This is a genomic window from Natronorubrum halalkaliphilum (assembly GCF_009834785.1).
Taxonomy (GTDB): domain Archaea; phylum Halobacteriota; class Halobacteria; order Halobacteriales; family Natrialbaceae; genus Natronorubrum; species Natronorubrum halalkaliphilum.
Genome location: NZ_WUYX01000024.1, coordinates 14,852 through 31,175 on the forward strand (window position 1 = coordinate 14,852; position 16,324 = coordinate 31,175).

Here is a 16,324-nt window from a genome sequence, read left to right on the forward strand (position 1 = left end):
GACGCGTACACACTCGAGCGGCCGAGTCCGACTCGCGTTGCGTCTGCGGGTGTGTCGTTTTTGCACACTCGATAGCTACTGTCTCGTATGACAGGTCTCCCGTTAGCACCCGATTCGGGCTGGAACGGACTGTATCTCGCGGGTGAGTGGACCGACCCCGACGATCGGGAGTCGATACCCGTCGAGAATCCGTACACGCGCGAAGCGATCGCAACGGTCCCCGCGGGAACAACCGACGACGTCGATCGGGCCTATGAGGGCGCGGCCGAGGCACAGGAGCAGTGGGCCGAGCAACCGCCGCAGGCTCGAGCCAGCGTGGTTACTGGGGCACTCGAGTTCGTCCGAGACCACCGCGAGGAGATCCTCGAGTTGCTGGCCGTCGAATCGGGCAGCACGCGGGTCAAAGGCGCCGCCGAGTTGCAAACGGCCAAGGGAATGCTCCAGCAGGCGGCGAGCTACCCGTTCCGCACGGACGGCCAGCACACGGAGTCGACCATTCCCGGAAAGGAGAACGTCGTCGAGCGCCGGCCCGTCGGCGTTGTCGGGGTTATCTCGCCGTGGAACTTCCCGCTGCACCTCTCGATGCGAGCGGTCGCGCCGGCGATCGCGGCCGGAAACGCGGTGGTGCTCAAACCCGCCTCGAGCACGCCCATCACGGGCGGGCTTCTCCTCGCCAAACTCTTCGAGGAAGCCGGCGTGCCCGAGGGCGTCCTCAGCGTCGTTCCGGGCCGCGGCTCCGAAATCGGCGACGCGATGTCCGACCACGAGATCCCTCGCGTACTGGCCTTTACCGGTTCGACCGAAATCGGTCAGCGGGTCGCCGCGAACGCGGCCGGCAACTGCGCGCTCCCCGCGCTCGAACTCGGCGGGAACAACGTCCACGTCGTCACGGAGCACGCGGACCTCGAGCGCGCCGTCGACGGCGGCGTCTTCGGGTCGTTCCTCCACCAGGGCCAGGCCTGCATCTCGATCAATCGCCACCTGGTCCACGAGGAACTGTACGACGACTACGTGGGGATGCTCACCGACCGCGCGGCCGGGCTTCCGACCGGCGACCCGACCGACGACGAGACCGTCATCGGGCCGATCATCGACGAAAGCCAGCGCGACCAGATCGTCGAGTACGTCGAGACCTCGGTCGACGAGGGCGCGACCCTCGAGACCGGTGGCGAGACCGTCGACGTCGAAGGGGTTGACGACTCGCTGGTCGTCGAACCCACCGTGCTTTCCGACGCCGACAACGACATGGCCGCCGCGGAGAACGAACACTTCGGCCCCGTCGCACCCGTGATCCCCTACTCGAGCGACGAGGCGGCGATCGAACTGGCCAACGACACGGTCCACGGTCTCTCGGGGTCGGTCCACAGCGAGGATCTCGCGCAGGCGCGCCGGATCGCCGACGGGATCGAGACGGGGATGGTCCACATCAACGATCAGCCGATCAACGACGAGCCCCACGTTCCCTTCGGCGGCATGAAACAGTCCGGCCTGGGCCGGTACAACGGCGACTCGATCCTCGAGGAGCTGACGACGACGAAGTGGATTTCGGTGCAACGGGAGTCGCGCGAGTATCCGTTCTGAACGTTCTGAACGCAGCAGTCTTCGGCTGGCTCGATTTCGCTCGGCCGACTTAGTCGAACCACGAGAACAGGCGATTCCAGCTCCAGACGACGAGCGCGAGCAAGACGACGACGGCCATGACGTACAGCGGCACCGCGTCAGCCGCGGGCCCGCGGGCCGGCATGAGAAACTCGAGCCGGCCCGACCAGTAGAGAACTGCGGCGCTGGCGACGGCGAGTATCGAGCCGGCGACGACCGCCGCCGCCAGTCGATTGTTCTCGAGGGTCGATCGATCGCGGTCTGGTGGCGCCATTGGCGTCGCTGCATACGTCGTGGTGACAGACGGCTGAAACCGTATGCCCTGCACCCTCCGGCCGACCGGTGACCGGGAGCGATTCTGACTGCGATTAGTCAGATCGAAGCGTATAGTCCGTCTCCGAGGCAGCAAACGGCATCACGGTCGCGTTTCGCTGGGCGACCCACGAGAGTCGGAGGACGAACGACGCGAGGATCGCCAGCGGGGCGAAGCACGCGATCATCGCGACGAGCGTCGCACCGACGATCGCCGACGGCGGCAGCGACTCGATCGCTGCGAGGTCGTAGACCGCAAGCGTCGCGGCGGTAAGGAACTGAGCCGGAAGGCCGACGAACAGCAGTGTTCGAGAGAGAAAGGAGAGTTCCTTCGTGATGTACACCGTACGGAAGTACTTCCGGGCGACGTCGATGTGGAGCAGGTGTTCCCGGATCGACTCGAACAGCTCCGCTTGCGCATCGGTGAGTTGGGCCTCGTACTCGGTCTCCATTCGCGAGAGTTCGTACAGCTGTTCGGCCTGTGTCGTGCCGAGTGTCGCCGCGATCGCACTGAAGATCTGTTCGTCGGCAGCGGGCGTGTCGAGCGCTTCCGTCACCATCCGAACGTCGTCGCGGAGTTTCCCGGCGAGTTCGTCGATCTCGGCCGCAAGCGCGTCGTGTTCGATGTCCGTAGACGTTTCACGCAACCGCTGGGCTCGGTTCCCCAGATTCTCGTGAAGTACCAGCAAGAACGAACCCGGTAACACCGGACTCACCTCCCGGTCCATTACCGACTGGACTTCGTTTCTGTACTCGACGGCCGCGCGCGTTCGCTGCTCGAGATCGCCCGGCGACCCCAGTTCCCGCGAGAACACAAGCTGGTTGATCGCGATGACGACCGTAATCAGCGTGAGGTTGCCGCCAAGAAACGCGCTGAACAACAGGTAGAGCGGTTCGCCAGGCTCGCGCGGAAACAGGTTCACCGCGAGAAGTACGCAGAGCAAGAAGAGAATTCCGCCGAGGAGCAACCCGGCGACCGAGAATCGGTTGCCCTCGATGATCGCCCAGCGGAACGTCGAGTGGCGTCGCTCAGTTGTCTCGTCGGCCATAGTTGCGTTTCCTAACGGACCTACCTCCGTGAAGCTTCCACCAGCCATAGAAACGGATCAGAAACGGACTCGGGAGAACGCACGCCGAGCCTCTCCGGTTCGCCGTCTCCGTCCGCGTTCTCCGCTGTGCTGTCCGAGAAATCATTGAGCACGTCGCGGAGTCGCGAACCGTCTCTCACAGAAACTGAGTATCATGACGGTTCATTTTTGTATCGGAAACCTATCCGTACCTATGACGATCACGGGATCGCTACCGACGCGAGCGACACGAACACTCCGTGACGAGGGAGCGATCGAGTTCGTGAAAACGGCGACCGAATACGGGAGCTACCAGGTTCGACGACTCGGTCGCTACTACGGTCGGTCGGCTCGAGCCCGACTCGAGCCGGCTCGTGCGGATCCGTGGCGGCCGATTACGATCGACCCGCACGACGTCGAGTGGACGCTCAAAGCCGCACCGTCCCACGGCGCTGCCGACGTCGCCGACTTCGACCACTGGTGGGACGCCGGCCGGATCGTCGACGGCGACTGGGACCGGCGGCCTCGAGTCCGGTTCGAAGAGATGCCCAAGTATCGAGCCGTCCGGAAACACTTCCTCGAGGGGGTCCCGTGGGAAGAAACGGCGGTGTTTTCGGATCTGCAGGAAGCGATCGCCGAACACGGTTCGTTCGACGGCTGTGACGATCTCGAGGACCTCCGCGAGCGATATCGCGATATCGACCGGCTCTACGAACGGATCCGTGAGGAGGGGTATCGCTCGCGACGCGATCTCTGTGGCCGCTGTGAAATCTCGTGTCGTCTCGACATGCCGACGGTTCACATCGGCCGCGACGGCACGCTCATCTCCGCACAGGGCGGCGGCTATCACCGACTCGCGATCGGCCGGATTCTGGACGTCCCGGTCGAGGCTCGAGTCGTCGTTCGCCACCGCAAGTGGCAGGACGTTCGCGAGACGATCGCTCGGGCGGAGTCGGTCGAGCACGCGCCACAAACCGTCCGCGAGTACGCCGCACATCCCGATCTCGAGGACGTTCGCCGGTGATCGGGGTCGGGGTGACCCCCTTGCAGCCTGTTTTCGAATCGCGGCCGTACTACCGGACGACAGTTCAACGTGGGCGGCTCCGCTCCGCGGCCGCCCGTTCGCTCGCCGCCAGCGCCGATGGTCGTAGCGACTGATACGGATTGCTGTAACGATTTACCGCCGGTCGCCGACCCCGTTCTGGCGATCGGCGGTAATTGGCTACAGTAAACCGTATGAAACGATTCGCATTCCTCGAGAGCACTACCGACGGCGTGCGGGATGCTCGAGCAGGTCGGTCGGCGGCCACCCGTCTATCTCATCGGCAGCGTCAAACAGTCGAGCAACCGACTCATCCTCGTTCAGGACGACCGTGTTATCGCGGACATCATGGTTGATAATGTCCGCCTCCGATAACTTCGGAAGATGCGCGTGGACCAGTCGAACGCGAGCCCGTTCGACCTGTTTGTCGCTAATCTTGTCGGGGGAGAGTCGATGTCTTCGCGCGGCGATCCGCTCCGAAAGCTCGCTAATCGAGGCATCCCCACCTTCTTCGCAAAGCTCATGGAGGACGAGTTGACGGTCAGCGCTGGCGAGGAGTCGAAACGCCTCCGTCTGCGTCACCATATTCTGTGAACTTCACACACGGGGAAAGTATCGATGCTTGTAGAGTGGTGAGAACGACTGCTCGTCATACTGTCGGACGGAAGTCAGTCACGAATTCACGGCCGCCGAACAAACCACTGGGTTCCGATGCCCAGCGAACGCATGGATTGTACGGACATCCTCGATGTGACGGCCGCAGTAGCGCGCCCACTCTTCGAATAGTTCTGTCCGGCAGTATCAGTCGCCATCCTCGTTTTTGACTATCGCGAACCAGAAGTCCTCAATGTCCTGAACGAAGTCGATGAACTCTTCGGTTTCAACCGGTTTGCGAATATACTCGTCCGCTTCGATGCTGTGGGATTTCACGATGTCTTCACCCGCTTCTGAACTGCTGAGAATGATAACGGGTATCTCCCGCAGTGGTGGCTCGTTTTTCAGTTCTGAGAGGACGTCCATACCGCTCGTTCCGGGAAGCTGTGGTTCGAGTAGGATGAGGTCAGGTTGCGGTGCCGCTTCGTACTCGCCGCGCTGGTAGACGAAGTCGAGCGCACTCTCACCGTCAGTAACGGCGTGAATGGCATTGGTTAGCTTAGCCTCACGAAAGTTTTCCTCGAAGAGACGCGTGTCGCCTGGGTTAGGCTCAACAAGCAAAATATCGATCGCTTCCCCCATATCGTCATCGCTCACATCGTCTGCTGACGCCATACCCGACCATGAAGCCGCAAGCGTAAAACTGCAACTCACCCGGTGTTTGGATATTCCGCAACTCTGAACAGTTATTCCCGAAAAGAAACGTTCTCGTTTACGTTTCAATTATCTGGGTCAAATGTAAGGAGTAGTGTACTGTGTATCGTCCGAGAATCCACTCGCTCCGCTCGCAGAAGGTCGGCCCGGTTCGACTCTATCGGTCTACAGGCATTGCTCACGGACGATCGCGATGACATGCGAGGGAAGGGATTTGAACTACGCCCGAGAACCTGCTCGCGTTGCTCGCAGAACCTCGGTCTAATTCAAATCGCTCGTCTCGCAGTCACCGCTCACGAATGTTTGCGGTAACATGCGAGGGAAGGGATTTGAACCACCTGAACGACGGTCGCTTCGCTCGTTCCGTCGTTCAAATCTCCTATTCGATTCCCGCTGCTCGCGGGTTGCTCGGAGCGGTAATGCGAGGGAAGGGATTTGAACCCTCGGACCTCTACAGGAGCGGGTCTTAAGCCCACCGCCGTTGGCCTGCTTGGCTACCCTCGCACAGAAGGCACTCGTCAGTTGGCCATACGGTGGGATGTGCGTTTCGGTGTCGGCTGAGGGATTTCCCTCGCCCTGAGGGCACTCGACAGGGTGGATTTTTGTACACTACCAGTCGACGCTCAGCGTCCCGTCACCGTGTGGATCCGGCGCGATCTCCTCGTCCGTCCGGCGATCGACGACGTGGATACAGCCGTCGTCTTTCTTCGCCGGACAGCTCTCCGCCGCCCGGACGTTGTGCTCGAGGTCCGGTTCGTCGAAGAAATACGCCGTCGGCTGGGCGATCCCCGAGGCGAGAGACATCTCCCAGTTGTCGCTGACCTCGGCGCACTTCCCGGCCCCGAAGCACTTGTTGGCCTCGAAGACGATCTTGTAGGGTTTCTCCTCAACCGGCGGCGCATCCGACGAACCGACGTCGCTCGCACGCTGGATGCCATCCTCGTCGCTCATTACCTGACCGTCGGCGTGCGTCGTCTTTCGCGTTACGGTCGCGGCGACAGATCGAGCCCTCGACTCACGACGACGATGACGACGGCGGTTTGGGCTCGGGCAGGTCGTACGTGACGCCGGTCAACTCGCTCGAGACCTCCCATAGCCGACGCGCCGTCTCGCGGTCGTAGGAGCGATCCGACGACGCCTGCCGGGAAGGCGAGCCCCGCATGTTCATCAGTCCGCCGGGACCGTAGTACCCGCCGCCCTCGACGTCCGGCGCGGTCGCGGCGTACAGCGTCGGCAACGCGCCGCTCTCGGCCGACTGGGCCAGCATGGCGTTCATGAGCCAGCGGCCGGCCAGACGGAGCCGAGAGCCCCGGCCCTCGATCCCGCGAAACTGCAGTTGCGTGTCGGCGTAGCCGGGGTGAACCGCGACGCTCTTTGCGTTCATCCCGGCCGTGAGGAGCCGTCGCTCGAGTTCGTAGGCGAACAGCACGTTCGCGAGTTTCGACTGGGCGTAGGCGGCCCACTTGTCGTACGACTGCTCGCCCTCCAGATCGTCGAAATCGATCTCGCCGCGCTCGTGAAGGCCGCTCGAGACGGTGACGACGCGCGCCGGCTCCGCCTCGGCGTCGGTTCGCAGATTGTCGAGGAGTTGCCCCGTGAGCGCGAAGTGGCCGAGGTGGTTGACCCCGAACTGGGTCTCGAACCCGTCGTCGGTTTCCGACCGCGGAATTGCCATCGTCCCGGCGTTGTTGACCACCACGTCGATCGGCTCGTCGCCGAGACGATCGGCAACCGACCGAACCGACTCGAGGTCGGCCAGATCGCAGTTCTCGACGCGAAGGTCTGCTTCGGGGATCTCCTCGCGGATATCTGCTGCTGCGTCCTCGCCGCGGTCGGCGCTCCGAGTGGCCATGATCACCGTCGCGCCGTTTCTGGCGAGTTCGCGAGTGGCCTCGAGACCGATCCCGCTGTTTGCGCCCGTAACGAGGATCGTACGGCCGTGCTGATCGGGGATGTCGGTGGCAGTCCAGCCCATAGAGATCATAAGACGTGCCGACGCTAAACGACTGGGCTCTACCCACTCGCTTGCTGGAGGACTCGAGCCGAGTGGGCGCTACCGGGCGGAAGCGGCGGAAAGGGTCAGCGAAAACGTCGCTGCCTCCCCGGGCTCGGACTCGACCCAGACGTCGCCGCCGCGCTCAACGAATTCGCTCACAGGGCGCGAGCGAGATCTTCGTAGCATCGTACTTCTCGTGGCTTACAGGCGATCTACCAGTTCGGCCCCTCTCCAGACACGATGATGACCCGAAAAACGACGATCAACGCTACGCGCCGTCGACGGAAACCGACTCGAGAACGACGTCGGCTGCCGGTCGATCGCTGGAATCGGTCTCGACGCCCCCGATTTCGCGGACGACGTCCATGCCGTCGATGACGGTACCGAAAACGGTGTGGCGACCGTCGAGGTGAGGCTGGGCCTCGAGCGTGATGAAGAACTGCGAGCCGTTCGTGTCCGGGCCGGAGTTGGCCATGCTCAAGACCCCCGCATCGTCGTGGCGCAGGTCCTCGTGAAACTCGTCGTCGAACCGGTAGCCGGGACCGCCCCGGCCGGTGCCGAGCGGATCGCCGGTCTGAATCATGAAGTCCTCGATGACGCGGTGGAAGAGAACGTCGTCGTACAGCGGTTCGCCGTCGACTTCTTCGCCCGTCTCGGGATCGATCCAGGGCCGCTCGCCGGTCGCGAGGCCGACGAAGTTGTCGACCGTTCGCGGTGCGCGGTCGTCGTAGAGTTCGACCTCGATATCGCCCCTGTTCGTGTGCAGCGTCGCGGTCAGTCCGTCGTGTTCGTCCGTGTCTGCCGTGGCCGTTTCGTCGGGATCCTGATCTCCGTCTGCGTCGTCCGGGTCGGAGCTTGTACAGCCGGCGAGGGCGACGCCGAGGCTCGAGCCGACCCCTGCCAGTAGCGTGCGTCGATAGTGAGTGATAGCGCACGTCGGCGCGGCGGCAAAATAACGATATCGATCGAACGGGTGTTCGAATCGGTGCCGAGCCTCGTTCGTGATGGACGTCGGTATCGCGCCGACCACCAACCGGTTGACAATCGGCGGGTGACGATTACCGATTACCGATCGACGATTACTCGTAGTCGACGGAAACCGACTCGAGGACGACCTCCTCTCGCGGCTGATCGTTCGAATCGGTGTCGACGTTGCCGATTTCCTCGACGACGTCCATGCCGTCGGTGACTTTTCCGAAGACGGAGTGGCGGTCGTCGAGGTGGGGCTGAGCGTCGAGCGTAATGAAGAACTGCGAGCCGTTCGTATCGGGCCCGGAGTTAGCCATGCTCAGGATTCCCGCGTCGTCGTGGCGCAGGTCGTCGTGGAACTCGTCGTCGAACTGGTAGCCCGGGCCGCCGCGACCGGTTTCGGTCGGGTCGCCGCCCTGAATCATGAAATCCTCGATGACGCGGTGGAACGCGACGTCGTCGTACAGCGGTTCGCCGTCGACTTCTTCGCCCGTCTCCGGGTCCTCCCAAGTCTTGCCGCCGGTCGCGAGACCGACGAAGTTGTCGACCGTTCGCGGCGCGCGGTCGTCGTAGAGTTCGACCTCGATATCGCCTCTGTTCGTGTGAAGGGTTGCAGTTACATCTCCCATACCCTCCGCGACGGCGGGGCGACTGAAAACGATAGTGGTCTCGGCCCACAACGAGGGGTTCCGACCTCGCGGATCCGTCTCGAGTTCGATACGACCGAACGGGGACAGGCCGGCCGCAGCTACATACCGCCGGACGTGCAACGACGGGATATGACCTCCCGGACCCACGACGCGGACGAGGTGACGCTCGCACGATTGCCCTCCGGCGTGGAACTCACAACGACGATTCACACGTATCGCGGCGCCGAAGACGGACCGACCCTGTACGTACAGGCCGCCCAGCACGGCCGCGAAATCAACGGTACCGAAACGCTCAGGCGATTTCACGAGCGACTTCCCCTCGAGGATCTCTCGGGAGAAATCGTCGCCGTTCCCGTCGCGAACCCGCTCACCTTCGATCTCGTCTCCTACATCACGCCCGAGGAGTTCGACAGCGTCAATCCCAACATGAACCGGATCTGGCCGGGCGACGACGAGGGAAGTCTCCACCAGCGCATGGCCGCCACGCTCTGGGAGGAAAACAAGCGAGCCGACGCGATCATCGATCTACACACCGGAAGTCCCGATATGCTTCCACACGTCGTCTTCCGCGAGGGCGACGAGGCCGCCCGCGACCTCGCGGAGGCGTTCGGCACCGGGCTGTTGCTCTCCGAGGAGGCCGACGAAGACGCGTCCGCGGAGTGGCACCGGCGAGGGTTCGCCGGGAAACTCCGAGTCGCTGCCGCCGAGGAGGGGATCCCGACGATTACCCCCGAACTCGCGTACAACAAGCAGATTCTCGAGAACGCCGTCGAGATCGGCGTCGAAGGCCTGTTAAACGTCTGTCGACACCTCGGGATGCTCCCCGGCGAGGCCACCGATTACGACCAGACCCTCGCGCGGAATCACCTCGGGCAGGTCACCGCCACCGAAGCCGGACTGTTCCATCCCGACCCCGCTCTCGAGGTCGGCCAGGAGATCGAAGCAGGGACGTGGCTCGGCACGGTCTACGAGCCGACGACCTACGAATCCTTACAGGAGGCGACGGCGGATCGCGACGGAATTCTCTACGCCCTCACCCAGGAGTCGACGGTCGTCGGCGGCGACCAGCTTGCAAGCGTCGCGCTGGTCCGCGAGGAGTAGTTCGCCGACCACCGCATACGGACTGCTGTACGCCGTTTCCGGTCTAACTGCGAACCGTCCTGCGGTTACACTGGGAAATCGTCACAGCAGATCGTATCAACAGGTCGAGAAGCCGCCGTCGACGACCAGCCCGTGGCCGGTGACGAACGACGACTCGTCGCTGGCGAGAAACAGGATCGAGTCGGCGATCTCTTCGGGCTTGCCGAGTCGCTTCAGCGGGTAGTCCTCGGCCATCGCCTTCTGGGCTGCCTCGGGATCGTCCTGCGTGGCGAGGTACTGCTCGAGCATCTGGGTCTCGGTAAAGCCGGGACAGACGGCGTTGGCCCGAACGCCGTAGGGACCCGCTTCGGCGGCGACCGTCCGCGTCATGTTCAGAACCGCGGCCTTGGTCGTCGAGTAGGCCGCCTGCTTCGGAAGCCCGAGAATACTCGCCAGCGAGCCGACGTTGACGATCGAGCCGTGGCCCTGCTCTTTCATGTGCGGTAAGGCGGCGGAGCAGCCGTTCCAGACGCCCTTGATGTTGACATCGATCACGAAGTCGCGAATCGCGTCGTCGACGTCCTCGAGGCTGCCGCCAGGGTGGCCGGTCCCCGCGTTGTTGACCATCACGTCGACGCCGTAGTCGTCGGCGACCGCGTCGACCACGGCGTGGAACTCATCGCTGTCGGTGACGTCGAGCGTGTGGAACTCCGCATCACCACCGTCGTTCTCGATTTCGTCGGCGACCGCCTGACCGCCGTCGTCGATATCCGTCACGATGACGCGTGCTCCCTCCGACGCACAGCGTTCGGCGGTTTGCTTCCCGATCCCCGACGCTGCACCCGTAATCACGACCGTCTTGTCTTCGAGTCGCATGCATTCGGTATTGATCAGCCGGCACATAAAACCGTTCATCACACCACTCGATATCGCAGACAGTGCTCAATGAGATTCTTGATAACGTGAACAGTGGTAATCAACGGAGTTCGCGAGCGGATGGTGGTTTCAACGACTACGGGAGTGACCGGCGTCCGACCCGTCGACCGACGCCGACTGCATCTCGTCGACATCGACGTCCGCGCCGCCGATGCCCTCAGGCGGTCGTTCCGGGATATGCAGATACCAGCACAGTTCGCCCTCGTCGATGACGACGAGCATGATATCGGTCTCCTCGACGGTGTCGAAGGCCGATCTGGAAACCACGAGCTGATTGACCAGTTCCCCATCCCGCTCGAGCAGGAGAACGACGTGTTCTCCGTCGACGATTCGGTCGACGACGGCGACGTAGGCTCCGTCCGGTTCGGGCAGTTCACCGCTATCGACGTGGCTGTTTCGCTCGACTGTTACCGACCGTTCCGTATCGGTCGCTCGTGCACCGACGGTCGCCGTCGCGGCAATCGTGGTGGCACAGAGCGAGGCGAGCGTTTGCAATACGGTCCGTCGCGATGATCGGATTCGATCGACCATAGCTGCGCTGGCCTCGTAATCGTATATAAACTCGCGGAGGATGAGACCACTATCAGCCGGCGACGATGTTATCGGTAGTGGAATAGCCCCCATATTTTCACTTTTCTGTTCTTTTGTCCTACGTGTCGGGATTCAGTTATGCACTCAGAGGTATTTTCTGTGATGATTCGAAATAGTTGGAACCGTACTCGAAGCCCCGGAGTTGTGAGTCGGAATATCGATCAATGATTGGTGGACGCTATTGGTCTTTTTTCGGACGTGGTTGTACACGCGTCGCTGACCGCCACGGCTCCTCGATCAGCCGCACCTATTGTGTAACGGACTGACAAGGAGGGACGAGATAGATTTGTACCATCTAAGAATAATACCTTAGATTTAGTTATGTATCAAAATACCCCTCGAGAGACTCCCTACAAGACACCTGGTTGAGTCGAGTCTACCGCGGCCGCGGAGAACTGGTAATCGTGTGCAACGAAGTTAACTCGTAACATCGGTACGACTGTTACACGTTATAGGATAGCCGAGTGGTCCTACGATTCGAAACAGTCACACGCACCTGCCTCGAGCAAGTTAGCCAGATCGTACTGTCTGCCACAGTCCTCACAGAAGACCTGAACGTCCGCGAACACGCGGTGTGAGCCCAGTTGTAGGCGATCGGATTCCCGGAGTCGCTCGAGTTTGCTCTCGGCGACTGTCACCGTCCGCTGGCGGAGTCCGTCGACGGTTCGGACCGTCTGCTCCCGGCTCGGGCCGTCGGTGTCGGACGGCGGCGAGACGTTTCGGTAGCCGGTGAGGTACGACCTGATTGCGCCGTAGGAGACGAAGTCCTCGGTCAGCCCCTCCACGTCGACGCCCTCGCGCTCGAGTCGTCGTTGGACCTGCGTTCGCTCGCCGCGACTCCCCGTGTCCCCGCGGAGCAGGGCGTACAGGTGAGAGACGTCTTCCGCGATCGTGTCGACGCCGGCCTCGGAGAGAGCGGTTCGAAGCAGTCGTTCGTTGAACGAATCGGCGAGCGACCGAAGGCTTTCGCGATCCGTGGGATGTGTCCAGCGGGCCTCGAGGTCGGCACCGACGCCCTCGAGGTCGTACGCGTCGATGAGTCGTGCGACCTTCGGCATCGGCCCCGGACCGGTAGTTCGATCGTCCATCGCGTGACACTCTCTGAGTGGCGAGGAAAATCGTTTCGGTGGTCGAGTCGTCGTTCGGTATGTGAAACAGCGACAATAGCGCTTACAGTTTCAAACACGATCGGATAGCGGCCGTATGCGCCAGAAGGATCGATTAGACGGCTATTTCGGCGAGTAGACTGGCTCGTGACGATAGTCCCTTTCTCCTCGTCTCCATCCCGCCCGTTTCGCTATTCGAACTGTTCTCATACGGTCTCCTGTCCGGCAGTCCCGGCACAGCCACGGCCGCCGTGGTGACCGGTACTCGGTACAACAGTCCGTCTCAGCCGTACGCCAGCGTGACTCTGATCTCGCCCGCTTTGTCCCAGAGTCGGTTCGGCAACTCCTCGTGGACGTACTCGTCTTTGAATCGGCTCACCGGGCCGAACGCACCGAGCGCGCCGAGCAGTTCGTCATCGGGCGTGTACACGGGGACCGAAACCCCGCACAACCCGTCCATGTGCTCTTGATTGTTCACGGCGTAGCCGCGTTCGCGGATGCGATCGAGTTCCGCGTACAGCGCGTCGGGATCCGTGATCGTGTTACTCGTCATTGCCTCGAGGCCCTTTTCGTCGATGAAGTCGGCGACTCGGTCGTCGTCCCACTCGGCGAGGATCACCTTCCCCGAAGCCAGCGAGTGAAGCGGCCGACGTTTGCCGATCATCGTGTCCGAAAGGCTGCCGTACCGGTGGACGTAGACGGCCTCACCCTCCTCTTCGACGATGAAGATCGCCCGTTCGTCCGTCTCCTGTCCCAGTTCGAACACCTTCCGCTTTGCAGCCGTATACCCCGTTTTCCGGGTTCGAGCCTGTTCACTGATCTCGACCAGTCGGAACCCGATGTAGTAGTCGCCATCCCGTTCGACCACGTACCCCATGTCGGTCAGTGTCGTGAGATGGCGGTAAACCGTACTTTTGCTCAACCCCGTTCGTCGCGTGAGATCCGTGATCGTCACCCCTTCTTCGACTTTGAGCGCCTCGAGAATGTCGAACGTCTTGCGCGTCGTCGAAACGCCCGCATCGGTTTCGTCCCCCTCGTCCATGCCCATATGCGATCATGTGGGACCGACGGGATCAATGTTCCGGATGGTGAAACGGAGCGATTGCTCTGCGGAACAGACGCGGGATCGGCGAGGCAAACTCGATCGCGTTTCGGTATGCGGAACGCCGAGTTCTATCGCAAAAGATCGGTTCAGCTTTCGGGCCAGATCGGGAGAGTCGGACGTTACTCGTAGGCCGGGATACCGGTGAACTCCTCGCCGAGGACGAGCGTGTGGATATCGTGGGTTCCCTCGTAGGTGTAGACCGTCTCCATGTTGGCCATGTGGCGCATCGGCGAGTAGTCGGTGGTGATGCCGTTACCGCCGAGCATCTCGCGCGCGATCCGGGCCTGATCCCGGGCCGTTCGGACGTTGTTGCGTTTCGACATCGAGACGTGTTGTGGCCGCATCTCGCCGCGTTCTTTGAGTTCGGCGAGTCGGTAGGCGAGCAGCTGCGCGAGGGTGATCTGGGTCCCCATCTCCGCGAGTTTACGCTGTTGGAGCTGGAACCGACCGATCGGACCGCCGAACTGGTCGCGGTCTTTCGCGTACTGGCGGGCCTCCTCGAAGCAGTCTCGAGCGGCGCCGACGGCTCCCCAGGCGATCCCGTAGCGGGCCTGGGTCAGACAGGACAGCGGCCCCTTCATCCCCTCGACGCCCGGCAGGACGTTCTCCTCCGGGACGTAGACGTCGTTGAGGCCGATCTCGCCCGTGATCGACGCGCGCAGAGAGAGCTTCTCGGTGATCTTGTTCGTACTGACGCCGTCGCGGTCGGTTTCGACGAGGAAACCGCGAACGGGGTCGTCCTCGGCGGATCGGTCCCGCGCCCAGACGATCGCGACGTCCGCGATCGGCGAGTTCGTGATCCACGTCTTCGAGCCGTTGAGAACGTAACCCTCGTCGTCGCGTTCAGCGTGGGTCTCCATCGCCGAGGGGTTCGAGCCGTGTTCGGGCTCAGTCAGGCCGAAACAGCCGATCGCTTCGCCCCGTCCCATCGCCGGGAGCCACTCCTCTTTCTGTTCCTCGCTCCCGTACGCGTGAATCGGATACATGACGAGAGCACCCTGCACCGAGGCCATCGAACGCAGCCCCGAGTCGCCCGCCTCGAGTTCCTGCATCAGGAGCCCGTAGGCCGTTTCCGAGACGTTCGGCGAGCCGTACCCCTCGAGGTTCGGGGCGTAGAAGCCGAGTTCGCCCATCTTCGGAATCAGCTCTTTCGGGAACGTACCGTTCTCGAAGTGCTCGCCGATGTCGGGTTTGACGTGTTCCTCGACGAACTCTCGGGCGGTGTCACGGATCATGCGCTCTTCCTGGCCGAGGTCGTCCTCGAGTTGAACGAAGTCCAGCATACTCTCTATGTGCGTAATCGGCACAATAGGTATTGTGGTCTGTGCCCCGTTACGCGAGAATACAATTTCGGTCGTACCCTCCATGTCTCCGTCGAACCCACGCTCCAGCGAAACCACGTTCCGTAGTTGTGATTATATTAATACTACCAGTTGCGGACAGTTACTATTATATTCTATCAGGAGCGATTCTGTTGGCATGGGAGATAACAGCGGCAGCTTTTCCAGCGCACAGTCTCGACGATCGTTTCTCGCAGCGGCCGGTGTCGGCACCACCGCGGCGCTCGCCGGCTGTTTCGGCGACGAAAACGGCGGCGGTGGATACGAACGAATCAGCGTGAGTTTCTCCGAACAGGGGAGTGCGTTGAACGAGGGGCAACTGGACGTCGGCGTCGGGACGCTGATGAACTTCGAGATCACGCCGTCGTGGTTGCAGGAAGCTGCCGGGTCGACCGACGAACTTCGCGTTCTCGACGTGACGGACGAGACGAGCGATGCGTGGGCGGACGACGAGACGCTACTCAGTGAGGAGACGAACATGGAGGTCATGGAAGGTGCGGACAGCGACGATGTTCACGTTCCTGGCGAGATTCCGTGTCCGACGTTCGCGTACAACTTCGTCGCGAAAGCGGAACTGGACTACGATCTCGTCTACGCGTATCTCGAGACCATGTGGGAGGTCCGGGAGGAGCTCGCCGATCAGTTCGGAATCTTCGGCTACCACGCCGATCCGGAGTTCTGGGTGGAGAACGCGTACGAAGGGATTCCGTTCCATCCGGCCGCAGCGGATTTCTACGAGGAGGAACTGGACGTCTGGAGCGACGAGTTCGAACGCGCTGACGAACCCGACGAGTCGGTCGAAAACGACACGATCCGGATGAAAACTTCCGAATCGGGAACGACGGGCTACACCGCAAACGAGGCGTTGGCCGCGGTCATGAACGACCATCTCGACGAGTATGCCGTCGAGGCCCAGACCAGCGACGGCACGGAAGAGAACATCGGAGATATCGAATCCGAAGACATCGAGATGGGCTTCCTCCAGAACTGGACCGCACGGGAGTTCCGCGAAGACGTCGAACCGTTCGACGAACTCGACTTCGAGCTGGTGCAGGTCTTCCACTACTACGATCTGCCGTGGTTCTTCATCACGAATAACATGGATCTCGAGACGCTCTCCGACATCGAGGACGATATGACCGTCTCGCCGACTCCGAGTGGCTCCGGCACCGCGCCCGGCCTCGAGCGCGCACTCGAACACGCGCTGGACAACTAACGACCGA

At 62.1% G+C, this 16,324-nt stretch carries 17 protein-coding genes and 1 tRNA gene; 4 read left to right on the top strand and 14 right to left on the bottom strand.

Annotation, left to right across the window (positions count from 1 at the left end; genetic code table 11):
- Nucleotides 1-87: 87 nt before the first annotated feature.
- Nucleotides 88-1,581 carry an aldehyde dehydrogenase family protein gene (locus GS429_RS06670; RefSeq protein WP_160063909.1) on the top strand — a complete coding sequence of 498 codons (1,494 nt, stop codon included), beginning with the start codon at nt 88-90 and terminating at the stop codon, nt 1,579-1,581.
- Between the two features lie 49 nt (nt 1,582-1,630).
- On the opposite strand, the gene GS429_RS06675 is transcribed toward GS429_RS06670, so the two are convergent.
- Together GS429_RS06675 and GS429_RS06680 are read right to left on the bottom strand one after the other, a co-directional pair.
- Nucleotides 1,631-1,873, bottom strand: coding sequence for a hypothetical protein (locus tag GS429_RS06675; protein ID WP_160063911.1), 243 nt, complete (start codon nt 1,871-1,873; stop codon nt 1,631-1,633).
- A gap of 94 nt (nt 1,874-1,967) precedes the next feature.
- Complete coding sequence (locus GS429_RS06680; protein ID WP_160063913.1) at nt 1,968-2,960, bottom strand: DUF7972 family membrane protein; 993 nt, start codon at nt 2,958-2,960, stop codon at nt 1,968-1,970.
- Nucleotides 2,961-3,192: 232 nt separating this feature from the next.
- Here GS429_RS06680 and GS429_RS06685 point away from each other — a divergent pair, with 232 nt between their 5' ends.
- A complete protein-coding gene (locus tag GS429_RS06685) occupies nt 3,193-4,002 on the top strand; it encodes a hypothetical protein (protein ID WP_160063915.1) in 810 nt (269 codons plus the stop codon).
- Between the two features lie 240 nt (nt 4,003-4,242).
- On the opposite strand, the gene GS429_RS06690 is transcribed toward GS429_RS06685, so the two are convergent.
- The 7 genes from GS429_RS06690 to GS429_RS06720 form a co-directional block, all read right to left on the bottom strand.
- Nucleotides 4,243-4,605 carry a DUF7344 domain-containing protein gene (locus GS429_RS06690; RefSeq protein ID WP_160063917.1) on the bottom strand — a complete coding sequence of 121 codons (363 nt, stop codon included), beginning with the start codon at nt 4,603-4,605 and terminating at the stop codon, nt 4,243-4,245.
- A gap of 216 nt (nt 4,606-4,821) precedes the next feature.
- Nucleotides 4,822-5,289 (bottom strand): response regulator, encoded by a 468-nt coding sequence (locus tag GS429_RS06695; RefSeq protein WP_160063919.1) that lies wholly within the window; start codon nt 5,287-5,289, stop codon nt 4,822-4,824.
- Between the two features lie 459 nt (nt 5,290-5,748).
- Nucleotides 5,749-5,832, bottom strand: a tRNA-Leu gene (locus GS429_RS06700).
- A gap of 105 nt (nt 5,833-5,937) precedes the next feature.
- Nucleotides 5,938-6,279 carry a ferredoxin gene (locus tag GS429_RS06705; protein ID WP_160063921.1) on the bottom strand — a complete coding sequence of 114 codons (342 nt, stop codon included), beginning with the start codon at nt 6,277-6,279 and terminating at the stop codon, nt 5,938-5,940.
- 64 nt (nt 6,280-6,343) lie between these two features.
- Nucleotides 6,344-7,303, bottom strand: coding sequence for an oxidoreductase (locus tag GS429_RS06710; RefSeq protein ID WP_160063923.1), 960 nt, complete (start codon nt 7,301-7,303; stop codon nt 6,344-6,346).
- 289 nt (nt 7,304-7,592) lie between these two features.
- The gene (locus GS429_RS06715) at nt 7,593-8,102 is read right to left on the bottom strand and encodes a peptidylprolyl isomerase (RefSeq protein WP_235920756.1); all 510 of its coding nucleotides are present in this window, start codon (nt 8,100-8,102) and stop codon (nt 7,593-7,595) included.
- A gap of 301 nt (nt 8,103-8,403) precedes the next feature.
- On the bottom strand, nt 8,404-8,922 hold the full coding sequence (locus tag GS429_RS06720) for a peptidylprolyl isomerase (RefSeq protein WP_160063925.1): 519 nt from the start codon (nt 8,920-8,922) through the stop codon (nt 8,404-8,406).
- 150 nt (nt 8,923-9,072) lie between these two features.
- Here GS429_RS06720 and GS429_RS06725 point away from each other — a divergent pair, with 150 nt between their 5' ends.
- Nucleotides 9,073-10,044 (top strand): succinylglutamate desuccinylase/aspartoacylase family protein, encoded by a 972-nt coding sequence (locus GS429_RS06725; protein WP_160063927.1) that lies wholly within the window; start codon nt 9,073-9,075, stop codon nt 10,042-10,044.
- A gap of 96 nt (nt 10,045-10,140) precedes the next feature.
- Here GS429_RS06725 and GS429_RS06730 read toward each other — a convergent pair whose 3' ends face one another.
- The 5 genes from GS429_RS06730 to GS429_RS06750 all read right to left on the bottom strand — a co-directional run bounded on the left by GS429_RS06730 (nt 10,141) and on the right by GS429_RS06750 (nt 15,044).
- On the bottom strand, nt 10,141-10,899 hold the full coding sequence (locus GS429_RS06730; protein WP_160063929.1) for an SDR family NAD(P)-dependent oxidoreductase: 759 nt from the start codon (nt 10,897-10,899) through the stop codon (nt 10,141-10,143).
- Between the two features lie 129 nt (nt 10,900-11,028).
- Nucleotides 11,029-11,490: a hypothetical protein gene (locus GS429_RS06735; protein ID WP_235920754.1), complete on the bottom strand. Its 462-nt coding sequence runs from the start codon at nt 11,488-11,490 to the stop codon at nt 11,029-11,031.
- A gap of 530 nt (nt 11,491-12,020) precedes the next feature.
- Nucleotides 12,021-12,638, bottom strand: a complete 618-nt coding sequence (rdfA, locus tag GS429_RS06740) for a rod-determining factor RdfA (RefSeq protein ID WP_160063931.1) — start codon at nt 12,636-12,638, stop codon at nt 12,021-12,023.
- Between the two features lie 301 nt (nt 12,639-12,939).
- On the bottom strand, nt 12,940-13,704 hold the full coding sequence (locus GS429_RS06745) for an IclR family transcriptional regulator (RefSeq protein WP_160063933.1): 765 nt from the start codon (nt 13,702-13,704) through the stop codon (nt 12,940-12,942).
- A gap of 176 nt (nt 13,705-13,880) precedes the next feature.
- Complete coding sequence (locus tag GS429_RS06750; RefSeq protein ID WP_160063935.1) at nt 13,881-15,044, bottom strand: acyl-CoA dehydrogenase family protein; 1,164 nt, start codon at nt 15,042-15,044, stop codon at nt 13,881-13,883.
- Nucleotides 15,045-15,240: 196 nt separating this feature from the next.
- On the opposite strand from GS429_RS06750, the gene GS429_RS06755 reads away from it, so the two are divergent.
- Nucleotides 15,241-16,317 carry a TAXI family TRAP transporter solute-binding subunit gene (locus GS429_RS06755; protein ID WP_160063937.1) on the top strand — a complete coding sequence of 359 codons (1,077 nt, stop codon included), beginning with the start codon at nt 15,241-15,243 and terminating at the stop codon, nt 16,315-16,317.
- The last annotated feature ends 7 nt before the right edge of the window (nt 16,318-16,324 follow it).

Bases quoted from the DNA above. Each gene is read 5' to 3' on its own strand.
- GS429_RS06670 (WP_160063909.1), top strand. From the start codon at position 88: ATGACAGGTCTCCCGTTAGCACCCGATTCGGGCTGGAACGGACTGTAT.
- GS429_RS06675 (WP_160063911.1), bottom strand. From the start codon at position 1,873: ATGGCGCCACCAGACCGCGATCGATCGACCCTCGAGAACAATCGACTG.
- GS429_RS06680 (WP_160063913.1), bottom strand. From the start codon at position 2,960: ATGGCCGACGAGACAACTGAGCGACGCCACTCGACGTTCCGCTGGGCG.
- GS429_RS06685 (WP_160063915.1), top strand. From the start codon at position 3,193: ATGACGATCACGGGATCGCTACCGACGCGAGCGACACGAACACTCCGT.
- GS429_RS06690 (WP_160063917.1), bottom strand. From the start codon at position 4,605: ATGGTGACGCAGACGGAGGCGTTTCGACTCCTCGCCAGCGCTGACCGT.
- GS429_RS06695 (WP_160063919.1), bottom strand. From the start codon at position 5,289: ATGGCGTCAGCAGACGATGTGAGCGATGACGATATGGGGGAAGCGATC.
- GS429_RS06705 (WP_160063921.1), bottom strand. From the start codon at position 6,279: ATGAGCGACGAGGATGGCATCCAGCGTGCGAGCGACGTCGGTTCGTCG.
- GS429_RS06710 (WP_160063923.1), bottom strand. From the start codon at position 7,303: ATGGGCTGGACTGCCACCGACATCCCCGATCAGCACGGCCGTACGATC.
- GS429_RS06720 (WP_160063925.1), bottom strand. From the start codon at position 8,922: ATGGGAGATGTAACTGCAACCCTTCACACGAACAGAGGCGATATCGAG.
- GS429_RS06725 (WP_160063927.1), top strand. From the start codon at position 9,073: ATGACCTCCCGGACCCACGACGCGGACGAGGTGACGCTCGCACGATTG.
- GS429_RS06730 (WP_160063929.1), bottom strand. From the start codon at position 10,899: ATGCGACTCGAAGACAAGACGGTCGTGATTACGGGTGCAGCGTCGGGG.
- GS429_RS06735 (WP_235920754.1), bottom strand. From the start codon at position 11,490: ATGGTCGATCGAATCCGATCATCGCGACGGACCGTATTGCAAACGCTC.
- rdfA (WP_160063931.1), bottom strand. From the start codon at position 12,638: ATGGACGATCGAACTACCGGTCCGGGGCCGATGCCGAAGGTCGCACGA.
- GS429_RS06745 (WP_160063933.1), bottom strand. From the start codon at position 13,704: ATGGGCATGGACGAGGGGGACGAAACCGATGCGGGCGTTTCGACGACG.
- GS429_RS06750 (WP_160063935.1), bottom strand. From the start codon at position 15,044: ATGCTGGACTTCGTTCAACTCGAGGACGACCTCGGCCAGGAAGAGCGC.
- GS429_RS06755 (WP_160063937.1), top strand. From the start codon at position 15,241: ATGGGAGATAACAGCGGCAGCTTTTCCAGCGCACAGTCTCGACGATCG.